This is a genomic window from Bacillus sp. FSL K6-3431, assembly GCF_038002605.1.
Classification (GTDB): Bacteria; Bacillota; Bacilli; order Bacillales; family Bacillaceae_C; genus Lederbergia.
Map to the genome: position 1 here is coordinate 4,174,180 of NZ_JBBOCT010000001.1, position 20,018 is coordinate 4,194,197.

Sequence of the window (20,018 nt, forward strand, 5' to 3'; positions counted from 1 at the left end):
AGTGGTGATTTTATATGAATAGGACGGAATATTTTCCGCTAACTCATCCTCAAAGAAGAATTTGGTATATGGAGAAAATCAACCCACATCAACCATTGCATAATATTGGTGGAATCGTAAAGATAAAAGGGCAGATAGATTTTAAATTTTTAGAGACAGCAATAAATTGTTTTGTGGAAAATAACGATGGAATCAGGCATCGTTTTGTAGAAACAGATAGAGATGTACAGCAATATGTTGGAAAGCACTATAATAATCACATTCGTTATGTTGTTTTTAATAATCAGGAGAATTTGGACACCTGGGTTCAACAAGAGGCAGAGAAACCTTTCCCTATTCATGATTGCGAGCTATTCGATTTTGCTTTGTTTAAGTTGCGAGATACCGAAGATGGCGGATACTTTGTTAAGGTACATCATATAATTTCTGATGGATGGTCTATGAATCTTTTAACAGAACAGATATGCAATACGTATATGAGGCTTTTGAAAGGTGAAAAAATAACCGAACAGCACAGGTGCTCCTATATTTATTGTCTCAAAAAGGAACAATCATATTTAGCATCTAAACGATTTATGAAGAATAAACAATTTTGGAATGATAAATTCCACACACTTCCATCTTCGATCGAGAAGAGGGGGGAGTTAGAGTGTGCAAAGGGGAATAGAAAGACACACTGTTTTTCTAGTAGTCAATCTAATGGAATTAAACAATTTGCTACTGACTACAATGTTTCTGTGTATGCCTTTTTTGTCGCTTTGTATTATATTTACCATTATAAATTAACGAAACAGGATGATTTGATTGTTGGAATGCCAGTACTTAATCGATCGGGAAAAAAAGAAAAAAGTATTGTAGGGATGTTAACGAGTACTATGCCATTTCGACACAATGTGGATGCTGGAATGACAGTCGGAGATTTCATCAAGGATATTAATCGTGAATTAATTCGCTGTTATTACCATCAAAAATATCCTTACGATTTGCTAGTGCAAGATTTGGAATTAAAGAGAAAAGACTATGGTGATTTGTTTGATACTAGTATCAATTATTACAATACAAACCTTCCGAATGAACTTGATGGTACTGCTGTAGAAAATGAAGAGTTTTACAACGGCAATCAGATTTATTCGCTCCAACTGATTATTCGAGAATGGTCTAGATCGGGAGGATTCAATCTAGATATCGACTATAAGATCGAAAAATATGAAGAAAAACAAATAGATCAAATGTATCTTTGCTTCATTCATTTAGCAGATCAAATGCTCCAGTTTTCGGATAAAACTTTAGGGGAATTGGAACTTTTACCAGTCGATGTAAGGGATAAATTGATTTACGAATTCAATGCCACGGATAAGGTTTACCCCAAGGATAAAACTATTTACCAGCTTTTTGAGGAGCAGGTAGAAAGGACACCGGACAGGGTTGCTCTTTGCCTGGAAAACGAGGAACTTACTTTCAGTCAATTAAATGAAAAGTCAAATCAATTGGCAAGGTATATATTAAAGAAAAATGTAAAAAAAGGCACAATTGTCGGAATTTCAACCAAGCATTCTTTAGAAACAATTATTGGTATTCTAGGGATTATGAAAGCGGGTGCAGCATACTTACCTATCGATCCCGACTATCCATTAGAACGGGTCAATTATATGTTAAAAGATTCGGGTATCTCTATCCTATTAACTAACTTTGACATCCTAAATCAATGGAACATTTCTTCGTACAATGTGGAGGTAGTTCAGCTTAATTCAGCAAACTTATATATTGGTAATGCTTCTAACCTTAGGGCTCTGAGTGACCCATCCGACCTTGCATACGTCATATACACATCTGGTTCAACCGGAACACCTAAAGGTACGATGATTGAGCATCAAGGATTGGTTAACTATACTTGTTGGGCGAAGAATCTATATGTGGGATCGAGTAAAGAAGAAGTTTTTCCATTCTATTCTTCTCTTGCTTTTGATCTCACGGTTACATCTATTTTTACACCACTAATCAGCGGTAATCAGATTGCCATTTATCCTGCTGATGAAAACGAATATGTTCTATATAAGATATTTAGGGAAGGAAAAGCAAGTATTATCAAATTAACTCCGTCCCACTTATCCCTCTTACAAGATATAAAGCCCGAAATGTGTTCTATCAAAAAGTTTATTGTTGGAGGAGAAGATTTAACGGTAAGTCTTGCCAAAAGCATTCAGAATCGGTTCGGTAGTTATATAAAAATATACAATGAATACGGACCCACGGAAACAGTTGTAGGGTGTATGATTCATCAATTCAATGTTGAAAAGGATATTGGGACATCAGTGCCAATTGGCATGCCTGCACAAAATACGAAAATATACGTATTAGACTCTGATCTCCGCCCTGTGCCAGTGGGGGCTGTTGGGGAGATCTATATTTCTGGGGACGGCGTTACGAGGGGGTATCTAAACAAACAAGATTTGACAAATGATAGATTTATTGTAAATCCATATTCAGCGGGAGAGAGGATGTATAGATCAGGTGATCTAGGGAGATTTATCGACGAGGGAAAAATTGAATACCTGGGTAGAGCGGATAATCAAATAAAAGTGCGCGGATTCCGTATAGAACTGGGTGAAATTGAAAAAGGTTTACTAAACCATCCGAGGATTAGAGATGCAGTAGTGGTTGATCGGGAAGACCATGATGGAAATCACTATCTTTGTGCTTATTACACGGAGAAAGATGGGGTTTCTGCTTCCGAATTATTTAGGTTTCTAGAAAAAACTTTGCCGACATATACTATTCCTTCACATTTTATTCCGTTGAAGGAAATTCCGCTGACGATTAACGCAAAGGTTGATAGGGATGCGTTACCTGAACTTGAAATTGCAATACGCGGAGCAACTGACGTTGAAATAGAAGATCTAGTATGTATTATCCGACAGGTGTTAAATGTTGATGAAGTAAGTTTGCGGGACAACTTCTATCATCTGGGTGGAGATTCAATCAAAGCGATTCAGATGGCTTCTAAGCTAAGTGAGAAGGGGCTTAAGATAAGAACAAAAGATATTTTGGCTAATCCGGTAATTGAAGACATGGCTTTGCACCTGGAAACAACCGGTAAAAAGTTGCGTGACAGTAAACAACCATGCGTTGGTAGTATTCAGTCGCTTCCATCTGCTTCTAGGTTTTTCTCACAAAACTTTGATAACATCCATCATTATACGCAGTCTGTGTTACTAAAAGTAAAAGATGATATTAACATGGAACTGCTAGAAAAAGCTTTGCAAATATTGTTTTGTCATCACGACTCTTTTCGATTGAATTATCGGATCCAAACAAAAGAGCTATATTATAACCCGAAACATACCGATCAAAAAATTGAAATGAAATACTTTAATTTATCAGGCTATTCGGATCTAGATCAGATTGTTCAGATAGCTGAAATTGGGGAAATGTTAAAATCGAGCTTTAATATTGAAGATGATATTCTCCTTAAAGCATGTATGTTCGATTTGGGGAATCAGGGGAAACGGTTTTTGATGACGGCGCACCATTTGGCTGTTGACGGGATATCTTGGCGAATTATTTTTGAAGATATGAACCAATTATATAATCAGATGGAAAATAAGGAGAATGCATTATTGCCACCAAAAGATAATTCGGTGCAAGAATGGGCAATTGAGTTGGAAAAATTCAACGAAAAAATCCCAGTTAAGGAAAAAGAATATTGGAATCATATTTATCAACATCGAGAGGAAACATTTATTGACTATGATTTAGGTCCGGATAGCATGGAGTTTTGCGAGACATTGGTTCAGAAATTAACAGAAGAAGAATCGACGAAGCTGTTCCAAAAAGCAAATGAAGCCTATCGAACAAAAGCTGACGAATTGATGATTATAGCACTGTCAATAGTGATGGCTGATTATTTTAAAAAAAATGATGTGGTTATTGAAATTGAAGGGCATGGGCGTGAAGACTTAGCTGATGAAATCGATGTATCAAGAACTGTTGGATGGTTTACGAGCATATATCCGATTTTGTTGAAGGTAGAGAATACTGATATATCACAGCGAATTAAGCAAATAAAAGATCAATTGCGTAGTATTCCCAGTAAAGGATTGAGTCATGGAGTTTTGAAATACATTTCAGATGAATGGAGTAAGGACAATCAAAAATTCGTCCGATTTAACAATCTTGGTGATTTTAACGCTTCATTTTCAAATGGAATATTTGACTTTGCGGATGAATACTCCGGTAGAGATAACAGTATTACAAATGAAATGGATTGTTTAGTGGATATCGTTGCATATACAGTGGATAAAAAGCTGAGTTTATCTATCACGTATAGCCAAAACAAGTTTAAACGTGAGACAATCTTGCAATTTATCGACGATTACACGAATCAATTACGAGATTTGATTCAACACTGTTGTCAGAGAAAAAATACTGAATTTACGCCATCCGATTTTGAAACTGCAAATCTTTCAAGTGAAGAGCTTGAAAATATATTTAACATATGATGCAGGGAGGAGTGAATCAGTCTTGATTAGAATAAAATTCTTTTTAATTACCTTTGTCGTATTATTGCAATTGCAGATGACAACTGGAATTCAAGTTGCAAATGCGGAGAATGAAAGAGTATCTACAGGTTTATCGGATGACTATGAAGAACAACTGGACACATTCATTGAAAAGCAAATGGAAGATGGCAAAATTCCAGGAATGTCGGTGGTAGTAGTTAAGGGAGACCAAGCTGTTTATAAAAAGGGCTTTGGGTATTCCGACCTTAAAACAAAACAACCAGCAACGGAACAAACCTTATTTGAAATCGGTTCAAATAGTAAGGCATTTACGGCACTTGCAATATATCAACTTGTCGATGAAGGCTTAATAGATTTGAATGATCCAGTCAATAAGTATTTGCCATGGTTTCAAATGAAATATGTAGGTGAGAATAGAGGTAAGCAACTCAATAAGAATGTTGAAATAACACTTGAACAGCTTTTACATCATACAAGTGGAATTCCGTTTCATACGATTGGAGACATCCCGATCGCAAATGATGCTGATGCGCTGGAAAACACTGTTAGAGATCTAATAAATCAAAAATTGGCGACTTATCCGGGGGAGCAATTCGCTTACGCTAGTATTAACTATGACATTCTAGGCTTGGTTATACAAAAAGTTACGCATCAATCATTTGAGAAATATATTGAGAAAAATTTATTAGACCCATTTGAAATGGATAATACATATTTGTTCAGAAAAAAGGCCGCCAAATTTAATATGTCTAAAGGTTACAAAATCGGTTTTTTAAAACCTCAAGAGTTCGATGCACCTATTTATCGGGGTAATACCCCGGCGGGTTATTTTATTTCAAATGCGGAAGACATGGAACAGTGGCTTCGAATCCAACTTGGGACGTATCGGTTAAGTGATAGTCATCATGAGGTGATTCAAAAAACACAAGTACCAAGCCGATCGGTTCCACCATCTTCTGATGGCTCGTCCTATGCGGGAGGTTGGGAAGTATACCAAAACGGTACCGGTGAGATATCCCATACCGGAAGCAATCCGAATTTTTCTTCTTTTATCGTTTTTCGTCCTGAGGAAAAGCTAGGTGTTGCAGTGATGGCCAATATGAACTCCGCTTTTACTCAAAACATTGGCCAGGGAATTATCGATATTCTCTCAGAGAAGGCATTAGTAATTAATACAACAGATACGTATAAGAGCATTGATGCCTTTTCTTTTACCGTACTTTTGTTTATGATCCCTTTTTCATGCCTTACCTTATATTTTATTTTTCTAGTCATCATTCAGCTGTTTCAGAAAAAAAGGAATCTGGAAGAGAACAAAATTAAACGTATTGGTGTTCCATTCATAACGTTCTTGTTTACTTTGGTGGCTGGGTATTCCCTTTATAAAATTCCGTATATATTCTTTACTGAGCTTTCTTGGGATTTTGTTAAAGTATGGGCACCTCTCAGTTTGAGTTTGGCGGCTTGGGCCACTCTATCTGGTATTATACTGTTTTGCATTTACCTGTCGCTTATATCTATATTTTCGTTAAATAAAAATAAGAATTTATTCCCGCTTTTTGTGTTAAGTGTGGCCAGTGGTTTTGGGAATGCGATGATCATATTTATCATCAACGAAGCCTTAAACAGGTCAAATGGTTCAAACAATAGTCTATTTTTATACTTTTTTCTGGGAATCATCATTTATGTACTGGCCCAAAAGCTGGTACGAACACAGTTAATCACTCTTACAAATAACCTGATTTATGAGCAAAGGCTTGCTTTATTAGACAATATCTTAAATAATTCATACGAGAAAATCGAACGGACGGAATCTGAAAAAATTCAAACCGTATTAAATAATGATACGGAATCTATTAGTAACCATGCTCCAACAATAATCACTGGTCTAACCGATTCAATAACACTCTTGTGTTGTTTGGCTTATCTGGGAGTAATAAATGTGTACGGCCTTCTTATTTCCATTGCGGTCATTCTAGTCGCAGCAGGTATGTATTATGTAGCCGGAAGATCAGCCAATAATCTTTGGGAACAAACAAGAAATATTCAAAATATCTTTTTTAGATATATCAACGACCTTATTGGCGGTTATAAAGAGTTGAGTATCGGAAGGTCAAAACGAGAAGAGTTTAGAGAAGACATGAAAGAGAGCTGTAGTGAGTATAAGGACAAACGGATTAAGGGAGGCCTTAAATTTGCTAACGTCTTCATTATTGGTGAATTACTATTTGTTATGGTGATTGGGGCTGTTACATTCCTATTTCCCGTGCTATTTAAAGAAGTACAGAGCGATTTTTTAAGGAGTTATGTTTTTGTTTTTCTTTATATGACAGGACCAATTCATAGCATACTTAATGCAATTCCCAACGCTATTCAGATGCAAATCAGTTGGAAGAGAATTAAAGCACTTTCTAAGTATCTAACAGGGGCTGAAGCTGATAAAAATGAAGTAGTAGGTATTGTTAAACTTCCCGGTAGGATGGAAATGGAGTTAAAAGGTATAGAATATCAATACGATAGTGAGCATGGAGAATCTTTTGAGGTGGGACCGATTGACTTCCATTTCAAATCAGGTGAGGTTGTTTTCATAACGGGAGGGAATGGAAGCGGCAAATCAACTCTTGCAAAACTGATTACTGGTCTGTATACCTGTAAGAAAGGGGCGATATTCGTCAACAATCAAAAAATAGGACAAGAAGAGTTAAATGAACTATATTCGGTGATATTTAGCGATTACTACTTGTTTACAAAAGTCTATGGAATTGATTGTAGCACGAGGGAAGAAGAAATCAAAAAGTATTTAAAAATACTACGTATTGATGAAAAAGTACAAATCAAGAATGGGAAATTTAGCACAACAAAACTTTCAACGGGTCAAAGGAAAAGATTAGCCTTGTTAATCTGTTATTTAGAAGACAAGCCTATCTACCTATTTGATGAATGGGCAGCGGATCAAGACCCTGAATTTAGATATTTTTTCTACAAGGAACTATTGACTGATTTAAAAGCCAAAGGAAAATGTGTTATTGCTATTACACATGACGACAGGTACTTCCATCTGGCGGATAAGGTGATCAAGATGGAGCGAGGGAAGGTTGTGAAAGAAGCACAAACACATGATTACATGGAACAAGTTTGAACGACAAAAGGAGGAGCTCACTGGTGGCAAAATTGGATAAACAAAATGTGGAAGACATTCTTAGTCTAACACCGATACAGGAAGGGATCTTGTTCCATTATTTAAAAGATCCACAAAGTGATGAGTATTTCGAACAGATACGTTTAGTGATTTCAGGCGACGTTAACGCGTCATTTTTTACGGAAGCTTGGGAGTCAGTTATCCAAACCAATGAGCAACTGCGTACATTGTTTCGGTGGGAAAAGTTAAAAGCTCCCGTTCAGATCGTGTTGAAAGAACATAGACCTTATATAGAAATAATTGACCTTCAGTATAAGGATGAAACAGAAAAACATGCTCTACTTGAGGAAATAATAATCAAGGATCAAGAAACAAAATTCGATCTTAGAGATGTACCGTTCAGGATCACGTTGTGCAAATTAGCGGAAGGTAAATCTGAAATGGTTATTAGTAATCATCATATTTTATATGATGGTTGGAGTAATGGGATTATTTTGAAAGAGTTTTTAAAAGCTTACCAATGTCTCAGTAATTCAGAAACTTACAAAATTCCTGCCAAGAAGAAATATAAGGATTTTATAAAATATATCCAAAATCAGGATAAAGATAAGCAAAAGTCATTTTGGCAAGATTATTTAAATGGCTTTGACTCACAAACGAGACTGGAATCAAAAAAGAGAAAAGATCAATCGATTCGAAAGGATCGTCATTATCGTATTCGACTTTCAAAGAATGAACTGCAGGGATTTGCAAACAAAAATGAGATTACCCTTGCCTCACTTATCTATAGCCTGTGGGGGATTGTACTACAAAAGCACAATAATTGTGATGATATCGTTTTTGGCTCAACTATTTCCGGTAGAGCAGGAACCTTTAATGGAATTGAAGAAATGGTCGGACTATTTATCAATACGGTTCCATTAAGAGTAAGAAGATCTCCTGGTGAAACATCTATAGAACTTATCAAAACGGTTAACAGAGCATTACAGAACTGGGAATTGTATGGAACTACTCCTTTAACGGATATAAAAAGACATAGTGAGTTGGATGTGCAAACGGATCTCTTTGACACAATTGTCGTTTTTGAAAACTACCCTCTAGATCAGACAGTACTAAACAAAGAAAATGGAATCGCCTTTAACTCCTACTCCGCCTCTGAAATGACGAATTATGGTTTATCTATCACCATAAGTGTGTTTAAAGATGTTGAAGTGTGTTTCAGCTACAATGAACAACTATATGACTTAACTACAATTAAGCGATTGGCTCAACACTTTACTTTAATCACAGAGGAAGTGATAAAAAGCCCGGATAAGAAGATAGAACAAATCGAAATTATATCGACTGAAGAGAAACAGCAAATCCTTTGTGACTTTAATAATACCCAGACAACATTTTCAAATCAGTTGACGATTAGCAAGTTATTTGAATTGCAAGTGGCGAAAACACCGAATAATATTGCAGTGGTATATAAAGAGAGATCTGTTACTTATAAAGAGCTAGATGAGATGTCCAACAGCTTGGCGAATGTGCTCCTTAGAAAAGGAGTAATAAAAGGTGAAATTGTTGCCATGATGACAGAACCATCTATTGAAATGATAGTGGGAATCATTGCTGTTTTAAAAGCGGGAGGCGCATATTTACCGGTTGATCTGGAATATCCTAAAACTCGGAAAAGGCTTATGATGCAGGATAGTGGGACCAGGTTTATACTGACTGATGAAAATTCAATTAAAAAAAACGACTACATGATCAAGGAATTTACTATGGATGGTATTCTTTTGTTGGACGATAGTAAACTATTTTCGGGTGAGACAATTAGTCCGGAATTGTATCTCAGTCCTACTGACTTGTGTACCGTCTTTTATACATCTGGTACTACGGGAAAACCTAAAGGGGTAATGGTAGAGAATCGAAGTGTAGTAAATCTAGTTCAGTGGTTTGGAAAAACATTTGATATGACGGAAAATAGGAATCTATTACAATTAACAAATTATGTATTTGATCCAAGTATTGAAGACTTTTTTGGCACACTTCTTTACGGTGCCACATTACATATAGCTGAAAAGAATTTAATATTAAACCAAGAGCTTTTCTGTGATTATGTCAATCAGCATCAAATCCATATTATTAATTTTATACCAACTGTTTTAAAAGAATTATTATGTCATAATCGGAAGTTACAGAGTTTACGCACAGTCATCTCCGGAGGAGAGATACTGGAAGAATCATTGAAAGATGAACTGATTCATAAAGGTTATGAACTGTATAATAATTACGGGCCCGCAGAAACAACAGTTGATGCCTTAAGCATAAAATGTTCTGAAGATAAAGTGTCTTTAGGGAAACCAATTTCAAATGTGAGATGCTATATCCTGGATAAAGACAAAAACCTTAGCCCAATTGGAGTTCCTGGGGAGTTGTATATCGCGGGAGCTGGAGTGGCCAGAGGATATTTGAATATGGCCGAATCCACAAACCGCAAGTTCATGAATGATCCTTTTATACCCGATGATCGAATGTATAAAACAGGAGACTTGGGAAGATGGTTTCCTAATGGAGAAATTGAGTTTCTTGGGAGAGCGGATCACCAGGTCAAAATCAGAGGATACCGGATTGAACTTGCAGAAATTCATAATCTGCTTTTAAAACATAGTCAGATTCAAGATGTGGCTGTAATTGATTGTGAAAATGATAAGGGTAAAAAAGTGCTTTGTGCGTATATCGTTTCAAAAGCTCAGATCAATACGAAAAGTCTAAGAGAATATTTATCTGATGAATTACCGGATTATATGGTTCCTTCTTACTACATCCAACTAGAGAAACTACCTTTAACATCGATAGGAAAACTTGATCGAAAAGAGTTACCGGCTCCGGAAATCCAGACCTACAAAGATTATATTGCTCCTACCAATGAGATCGAGAAAGATCTGGTCGAAGTATGGTCTTCCGTTTTAGGTATTGAACAGGAAGCAATCAGTATAGAAGATAACTTCTTCGAGCTGGGCGGAGATTCAATTCTAAGCATTCAAATAGTAGGTAAAGCGCTTCAAAAGAATATACAAATTACTGTAAGTCAGATGTTTCAGCATCAGACGATTTTAGAACTCTCAGCGGATGTTGTGGAAAGAAAAGATAGTAAGCAACCGGAGGAGGCTATGCCTCCTGAGGCAGGAGAAGTGCCTCTTACACCAATTCAAAAGTGGTTCTTTGAACAGGATTTAGAAAACTATCATCAATGGAACCAATCAATTCTACTGGAAACAAAGCCTGGTATGAACCCCGCACTATTACGTCAAAGTTTTTATATATTGACAAGCTATCACGATAGCTTCAGACTCCGATATTACCAAAGAGATGAAGAGTGGGTGCAAGTTTATTCAGAATCTAAAGAGCATGTATTATTTGATGTATATGGTCTTGACCAGCCGGATGATCAAATGCATGAAATCTTATCAGAACTACAGTATGGGTTGAATATCACGGATGGACCTTTAATTCGAGCGGCATATTTTGATTTTGGAAATCAGGAAAAAGGAAGGCTGTTTGTAACAGCTCATCATCTGGTAGTAGATGGATATTCGTGGAGGGTTATGATGGATGATCTACAAGCTATTTATGAACAGCTTGAAAACAGTAGCTCTGTTCAACTCCCATTGAAAAGCCTTTCCTTTAAGAAATGGTCGGAGTATCTTTACGAGTATGCCCATTCGGATCATCTAAAGGGTGAGCTCGCCTATTGGCTGATCAATACACCATCTTCCTCCAAGCCCATACCTGTCGATAAGGAAGGTGGGCTCAATACTGAAGAGTCTGCTCGTACCATCTCACTTATGTTGACGAAGGAAGAGACAGATTATCTATTGCATGATATTCACCATTCTTTCAATACAAGAATCGATGATATTCTCCTTTTCTCCCTTTCTAAAACATTGGCAAATTGGAGCGGGACAACCCTGGTCGATCTGGAAGGGCATGGCAGAAAACCATTATTAAAAGAGCATGATATTTCTCGAACAGTAGGCTGGTTCACCTGTGTATATCCGATGATCTTAGGAGATATAGAACCGGAAAAAAATGTGGGAGAAGTACTGAAACAGCTGAAAGAACGATATCGTGATATACCTAATGGCGGGATTGGGTATGAAATTTTATACTACTTGGCAGATAAGGGTATACGTAAACAAATTGGATCTAAGCCAAGAGCACAAGTAAGCTTTAACTATCTAGGCCAGTTTGAACAAGCACTTAAGAAACATCAGTTATTTAAAATCTCTGAGGTGAATACTGGACCTAGTCGCGACTTAATTGGAATCAGAAGCCATTTAATTGAAATCGATTGTATGATTATTGATAAAAAGTTATATATAGAATGGAAATATAGTTCTAATAAACATTTGCATGAAACAATTCAACGATTAGGAAGCGACTTTGTTCATACTCTGAAATATATGATCGAGTATTGTCAGACGAATGATAATAAATATTTTACACCATCTGATTTCCCACTTGCTTCTATTAATCAAAAGAAGCTTGACCAATGGGGTGAGGGATATAAGAGTATGGAAGATATTTATACGCTTTCACCTGTACAACAAAGCATGATTTTCCATCATATCTACTCACCTGATTCATCAGTAACGGTAGAGCAAACCGTATTTTCAATAGAATCTAACATTGATATCGAGGTATTTGAAAGGGTTTGGCAAACGATCCTAGATCGGCATGAAAGCTTAAGGGCTTCCTACCACTGGGGGGAACTGGAAGAACCCGTGCAGATTATTCATAAAAATATAAAAGTACCTTTTCAAGTCTTGGATTGGACAAATTTTTCGGAAAATGAGGGAAATCAGAAATTGGAACTGCTGATAGAGGAAGATCGTAAGAGAGGGTTTGATCTTTCTAAACCGCCGTTAATGCGAATTTTAGTAGTTAAACGGGACGAGTCACTCTATGATGTGATTTGGACCCATCACCATCTACTGCTGGATGGTTGGTGTAATAGTATACTCTTTAAAGAGATCGGGGCGCTCTATAAAGCCTATTGTGCTGGTGAAAAAGTAGAATTGGGAAATGCACTTCCATTTAAGGATTATATAAAATGGTTACGTAGACAAGATAGGAAGAAAGCGGAACAATTTTGGAGAAAAGCGCTAGATGGATTAAAAACGCCTATACGGTTCAATAATATTTTCCCTGTTAAAGCAGGTTCAGACGAGTTATCCACTTTTGGAGATGTGGTATACGAATTGTCTCAAGAAAAGCAGCAGGTGATACAAAACTTCGCTAGGAAGCACCGGATCACACTAAATACCATGGTCCAAGGAGCATGGGCTATTCTTTTAAATCGCTATTCTGGGGAAAAGGATATTACTTTTGGTGTTACGTCATCAGGTCGCCCAGCTGATTTAAAAGGCTCCGATTCTATGATCGGATGCTTTATGAATACTCTTCCTTTCAGGGTAAAGGTAAACCCGACCTTAAATTTGATACCATGGCTTAAGGATTTGCAATTGAAACTAGCTGAAATGCGTCAATATGAGTATACTTCTCTAGCCGATATACGAAGTTGGAGTGATGTGTCTAGGAATTCTGCCTTATATGATCTGTATGAAAGTATCGTAATTGTTGAAAACTATCCCTTTGATGCTGCATTAAAAGATGGGATTGGTTCCTTGCACGTAAAATCAATACGTATAGAGGAACAAATGGATTACCCTTTAGTTGTTTATTGCAATTTACAACCTGAGCTCCATTTTAAGCTTTTGTTTGATAGTCGCTTTTTAGACGAAACGGAAGCCAATCAGATACTTGCACATTTAATAAACATCTTATGTGAAATGATCAACACTGAAGATGGTCAATTAGGTGAAGTTTCGATGATATTAGAAAAAGAGCTTAGACATATTTTAATTGATAGTAATTCTACCTCGATGGATTATCCTATAGACCAGTGCTTTCAAGACTTGTTTGCAGCTCAAGTGAAAACACGGTTAGATCAACCTGCAATTATTCAGAATGGTGAAGGATTTTCCTACAAAGAGCTAGATATACTCTCAAACAAGCTAGCTCATAAGCTCATAAATCTAGGGGTTGCACCTGAGATACCTGTGGGTTTGTACGTCGAACGTTCATTCAAAATGGTTGTAGGGATTTTAGGTATTCTAAAAGCAGGAGGAGCTTTTCTACCCATTGACGCTGATTATCCCGGCGATAGGGTAAATATGATGTTGAAAGATGCTCAGGTACCTGTGTTGCTTACCCAAGCCGATCTTGTACAAAAGATCCGAAGCTATGAAGGTCGCACTGTTTGCCTTGATTCGGAATGGGATTTAGTGCTTAAAGAGCCAGGAGATCAACCGATTTCTAGGGTTAATCCGAAGAATTTAGCATACATCATTTATACTTCGGGGTCATCTGGAAGGCCAAAAGGTGTGATGATGCCGCATGAAGCTATTGTAAGCCACTCTATCGATATCATCAAACGCTTTGAGCTTACACCAGAGGATCGGGTTCTTCAGTTTTCTTCGATTAGTTTCGATATTTCGCTTGAGCAAATTTTTACGACACTCGCTGCGGGAAGTGCTCTCGTTCTGCGTGATAAGGATATTTGGACTCCTTACCAGTTTTCCAAAAAGTGTGTGGAACTCGGGCTTTCTGTTGTAAATCTACCTACTTCTTATTGGGCTGAAGTTGTACAAGAATGGCATATAAGGCCTGAAATAATTCCAGGTAGTAAGCTGAGACTTGTTATAGTAGGTGGGGAACAAATGTCGGCAGAGAAAGTAGAAATGTGGGAAAATACGCCTTTAGACCACATCATTTTATTAAATGCCTACGGACCAGCTGAAACAGCAATGACAAGCACCTTGTATAGAGTATCTGGAAAAGGAACAAAGAGTGCCAAATTAAGGTTTATTCCTGTTGGAAAGCCCCTTGCAAATAGACGGGTCTATATATTTGATGAAAACATGCAGCCACTGCCAATTGGTGTGAAAGGAGAAATATTTATTGGTGGCCTCTCCTTGGCCAGAGGTTATTTGAACAAACCTGAGATGACGAAAGATAAGTTTATTCAAGATCCGTATTACCACGATTACGGAAACAGGCTCTATAAAACCGGGGATCTGGGGAAACTTCATCGTGATGGCAACATTGAAGTGCTGGGACGAAAGGACGACCAAACAAAAATTCGTGGTCATCGAATCGACATTGGTGAAATTGAAGTTGTTTTAAACCAATGCGATAACATAAAAGATTCTGTAGTTGTAGTGAAGAAAGGAGAAACGAAGGAGAAGCACCTTGCTGCATTTTACGTCTCAGCCCCATATATGACAAATGATTTATCCAGTATTAGGAAGTTTTTACGTAATAAAATCCCAGAGTATATGATTCCTTCCTTTTTTATAGAGCTGGAAAAACTACCACTGAGTCCAAATGGGAAAATTGATAGAAATTCGCTTGCTAATATCGAAATCGAGGTGGATATTGGTAATGGATACGAAAAACCATATAATGAAATACAACAAAAACTCGTTCGTATTTGGGAAAAAGTACTGGGTGCCGATAGTGTGGGAATCAATCATCATTTTTTTGAAATCGGAGGTCAATCACTAAAAGCGATTACGCTAGTCTCAGAAATTCATAGGGAATTTGACGTAGAGATTCCTCTTGGGGAAGTGTTTGAGTCTCCTACTATCAAAGAGTTGGCAGTATTCATTGAAAAGTCAATAGATAGGAAAGAAACATATCAATCTATCCAGCCGGTAGCACAGCAGGAGTACTATGAAGTTTCCGCCGCACAGAAAAGAATGTATATCATCAGCGAGTTGAGCGGTGCTAGTAGTAACTATAATATAAATGGAGCTGTATTTCTTGATGGCAAAGTCAATGTGTTACAGCTGGAAAGGGCATTTGAAGCTTTAATCAATCGGCATGAAAGTTTACGAACATCGTTTGAACAGGTGAATGGGCGGATAATTCAAAAAGTCTATCAGGACGTCGAATGGAACATGGAACATCTGTATGCGAATGAATACAATCTTGATAGTGTTGTCGAAGATTTTATTCAACCATTTGATTTAGGTAGAGGCCCCTTGTTCAGAGTGGCAATTGTAGAAATGTCATCATCAAAATACTTACTTGTTTATGATATGCATCATATTGTGTCCGATGGTTTATCGATCGGAGTTTTGATCAGAGAGTTTGTCAGCCTATATAAAGAGAAAATCTTGCCAGATGTAAAAATTCAATATAAAGATTTTTCTGCCTGGCAAAATCAAATGATAGAATCTGATGTATTCAAACTTCAGGAGGGATATTGGCTTAAAACATTTTCACAGGAAATACCGCTGTTGGATCTACCAACCGATTATCCTAGATTAGATGAACCGATGTTTGAAGGTGATAATGTACAATTTGATTTAGAAGACAGTTTTACATCTAAATTAAATCAAATCGCAATTGAAAAAGGGGTAACTCTATACTCCCTATTATTCACGGCATTCAATGTTTTACTTTCTAAATACAGCGGACAAAAAGATATTGTAGTTGGAAGCCCCGTAGCAGGAAGACTACACTCCGAATTAGAAAATGTAGTAGGTATGTTTGTAAATACACTTGCACTTAGAAATTATCCTGATCCAGAAAAGACGCTTGAAAGCTTTGTGAAAGAAGTGGCGAATCAAACACTTCAAGCTCTTGAACATCAAGAATACCCATTTGAGATGTTAGTTGATAAGTTACAATTGCGAAAGAATTTAAACCGTCACCCCCTATTTGATGTGATGTTTGCATTTGAAAACGTTGACGGAGCAAAGGCACAAATTGATGATTTTGAGATCACCCCTTATGAACATACCCATCGAACAACTAAATTTGACTTGGAGCTAAAAGTAACCGAACAGGAAGGCAAACTTCACTTTGTTTTTGAATACAGTACTGCGTTGTTTCATAAAGATACAATTAAACGAATGGCTAAACATTTGGTTAAAATTATCGAGGTCATTGCGGATGAAATCACTGTTTTAATTGAAGAAATTGACCTAGTAACAACAGAAGAAAAAAATATGATAATGGATTTCAATAATACTGATACCAAGTTCCCAAAAGAAAAAAGCATCAAAAGTATATTTGAAGAACAGGTGGTAAAACATTCTTCTCGTACTGCAGTGGTGTATGGTCAAAGAAAACTAACTTATAAGGAATTAAACGAGAAAGCGAATCAACTTGCTAAGTACTTGATCGAGAAGGGCGCAAGACCGAATACTGTGATTGGTCTAATGGCTGAGCCTTCTATTGAAATGATTGTTGGACTATGGGGGATTATTAAAAGTGGAGCGACTTATTTACCCATTGATCCCGAGTTTCCGAATGAACGTATAAATTTTATGATCGAAGCTAGTGGTGCCATTGCTCTTTTGACTCAGTCTCATTTATTAACCGCAAATTATTATTATACTTGTAAAATTATGGAATTGGAAAACGAAGAGTTATTTTCTAAAGATACTTTAAACCCAGAAGACATTACTACATTTGATGACCCAATTTATATTATTTTTACTTCTGGTACTACTGGTACACCGAAAGGAGTTCCAATTAAAAATCAAAGCTTGGTCAATTACATTTCATGGTTTACACGAGAAGCAAGTATAACGTATAGCGATAAAACAATGCTGTTATCTTCCTTTGCATTTGATTTAGGATACACAAGTTTGTATACAGCATTATTGAATGGGTGTGAGCTACACTTGGCACCAAAGGAATGTTATACAGTCCCAGAAACTCTTCTAACCTATTTAAAAGATCAGAAGATAAGCTTTATAAAACTAACTCCTTCACTCTTCACCCTATTAGTTAACAACCGTATGATTGAGAATGACCAAAATCGTATGGTGTTAAGGCTGGTGGTCTTGGGTGGGGAAGAAATGAAATCAGCTGATATCGGGACGTTTAACAGTTTATACCCTAACACTGAAGTTATTAATCATTATGGGCCAACGGAGACTACCATCGGTTCTATAGCCCAAAAGATTGAATTTGCCAAACTTAATCCTTTTTCCTTGGGAACAGTCATAGGAAAACCGATCGATAACGTAAAAATATACATCCTAGATAAGCTTCAGAAACCAGTGCCAATCGGGGGAATTGGAGAAATCTGTATTGCCGGAGTAGGATTGACGGAAGGATACTTGACTCAAACTGAGCTGAATACCGATAAGTTTATTGAAGGTTCATTTTTTGACAATGAGAAAATAAAACTGTATAAAACTGGGGACTTAGGCAGGTTTACAGCTGATGGAGTAGTTAAATTCCTTGGAAGAATGGATAATCAGCTGAAAATTCGAGGATATAGGGTAGAACCGGAAGAAGTGACTTCGGTACTCCTAGGGCATGATTCGGTGGTAGATGCAATTGTAGCAACCAAAGAAGATCAGGAGGGTAACAATGATTTATATGCCTATCTTGTTTTAAAAGAGGGCGAGAATGGATTAGGAGTCAAAGAATATCTTTCTAGTAAAATCCCTTACTACATGATGCCGTCTATTTTTGTCAAGTTGGATAAAATTCCATTGACCTCGAATGGTAAACTTGATGTTAAAGCCCTTCCAGAAATTGATGATTCATCATCAATAAGGGCGGAGTACGAAATGCCTCGAGATTCGGTTGAACGAAAGATTGCAGAAATTTGGGAAGAAGTCCTTGAGGTCGAAAAGGTTGGTGTGAATGACTCATTTTTTGAAATGGGTGGAAACTCATTGAAAGTAATGTTTTTAACTGCGGAGATTCATAGGCAATTCAATGTAAATATCCCGATGCGAGAATCATTCAATGCACCAACTGTTAGAGGAATGAGTGAGTATATAAAGAAAGCATCAGAAAATAAGTATTCGTCGCTGCAACCGTTAGAAAACCGTGAATACTATGAACTGTCATCAGCGCAAAAAAGGTTGTATACACTTAATCAGATGGAAGGGATTGGCACGACTTACAATATGCCGAGAGCAACCTTATTAGAAGGCGAAATTAATCTGGATAAACTGAAAAAAGCCTTTTGTGAAATTGTAACGAGGCACGAGGCATTGCGAACTTTCTTTGAAGTAGTTGAGGGTGAACCAAAACAATTAATTCAAGAGAATGTGGAAGTAGAAATCAAGTATTCTTTTTTAGAAGAGGAATTATTTCTCGACTCAATGGGCGAACCTAATGCTGAATTGATTTATTTGATTGATGAATTTATAAAGCCTTTTGATCTAAGCAGAGCTCCTTTAGTTAGAATTAGTCTTATTTGTTTACGTAGTGATAAACATATCCTGCTGACGGATATGCACCATTTGATTTCAGATGGATATTCAGTCAATATTCTGTTACATGAGTTATCCAAGTTATATCAAGGAGAGCAGCTACAGGGGAATCGTATCCAGTATAAGGATTTTGCTGGTTGGCAGAACGAGTTTTTGAAAACCAGCACTGCACTTGAGCAGGAAGACTACTGGTTAGATATACTCTCAGGAGATCTTCCAGTATTGGATATGCCTACGAATTTTCCTAGGCCACTTATGCAAAGCTTTGAAGGTGACCGGTTTACATTTGAAAGTGGAAAGGAATTAAAGCAGCGTTTAGACAAGCTATGTTTGGAAACGGATACGACACTGTATATGGTTTTTTCGGCAACTTATAGTATGCTTTTAGCCAAATATTCTTCACAGCAAGATATTATAATAGGCTCGCCTATTTTAGGACGAACGCATCCTGATTTAAAAAGTACTATCGGTATGTTTGCTAATACTATTGCAATACGGAGCTTGCCTAACGGGAATAAACAATTTGTGACATATTTAGCGGAGGTTAAGGAGTATTTGCTTAAAGCGTATGATAATCAAGATTATCAGTTTGATATGCTCTTGAATAAATTGAAAATTAAGAGAGAGCCGGGAAGAAATCCTATATTTTCTACAATGCTTGCTCTTCAAGATGTTCAAATCGACAAGAGTATCATCGGAAACATGAAATTGACTCCTCTCAAATATAGAAATAAGGTGTCGAAATTTGATTTATCACTATTTGTGGAAAATCAAAAGGAAGATATACTTTTTGAATTGGAATATGCAAGTAATTTGTTTGAAATTGAAACCATTAAAAAATTTGCGCAGGACTTCCTATTCATTTTGGACAAGGTTAGTTTTGATAAAGAAATAAAGCTAAAAGAGATTGAAATTGAAGGGCTAGTAGTTGAAAACACAGAAATTGAAAATGTTACATTTAAATTCTAAGATTAGTAACTAAAGAGTCAGCAGCATACAATCATGAAGCTGTTGTTAAAATCCTTCGGAATACAAGAGGCAAAGGTTTTAGCCTTC

3 protein-coding genes are annotated in these 20,018 nt (G+C 36.8%); all 3 read left to right on the forward strand.

The features are described from left to right. Window positions 1–14: 14 nt before the first annotated feature. The 3 genes from MHB53_RS20225 to MHB53_RS20235 all read left to right on the forward strand — a co-directional run bounded on the left by MHB53_RS20225 (window position 15) and on the right by MHB53_RS20235 (window position 19,931). Entirely contained in the window at window positions 15–4,499 is a 4,485-nt protein-coding gene (locus tag MHB53_RS20225) for an amino acid adenylation domain-containing protein (RefSeq protein ID WP_340921803.1), read from the forward strand. Window positions 4,500–4,677: 178 nt separating this feature from the next. Beyond that, window positions 4,678–7,659, forward strand: coding sequence for a cyclic peptide export ABC transporter (locus MHB53_RS20230; RefSeq protein WP_340921805.1), 2,982 nt, complete (start codon window positions 4,678–4,680; stop codon window positions 7,657–7,659). Window positions 7,660–7,682: 23 nt separating this feature from the next. Continuing rightward, window positions 7,683–19,931, forward strand: coding sequence for an amino acid adenylation domain-containing protein (locus MHB53_RS20235; RefSeq protein ID WP_340921807.1), 12,249 nt, complete (start codon window positions 7,683–7,685; stop codon window positions 19,929–19,931). Window positions 19,932–20,018 lie beyond the last annotated feature (87 nt).

Bases quoted from the DNA above. Each gene is read 5' to 3' on its own strand.
- MHB53_RS20225 (WP_340921803.1), top strand. From the start codon at position 15: ATGAATAGGACGGAATATTTTCCGCTAACTCATCCTCAAAGAAGAATT.
- MHB53_RS20230 (WP_340921805.1), top strand. From the start codon at position 4,678: ATGGAAGATGGCAAAATTCCAGGAATGTCGGTGGTAGTAGTTAAGGGA.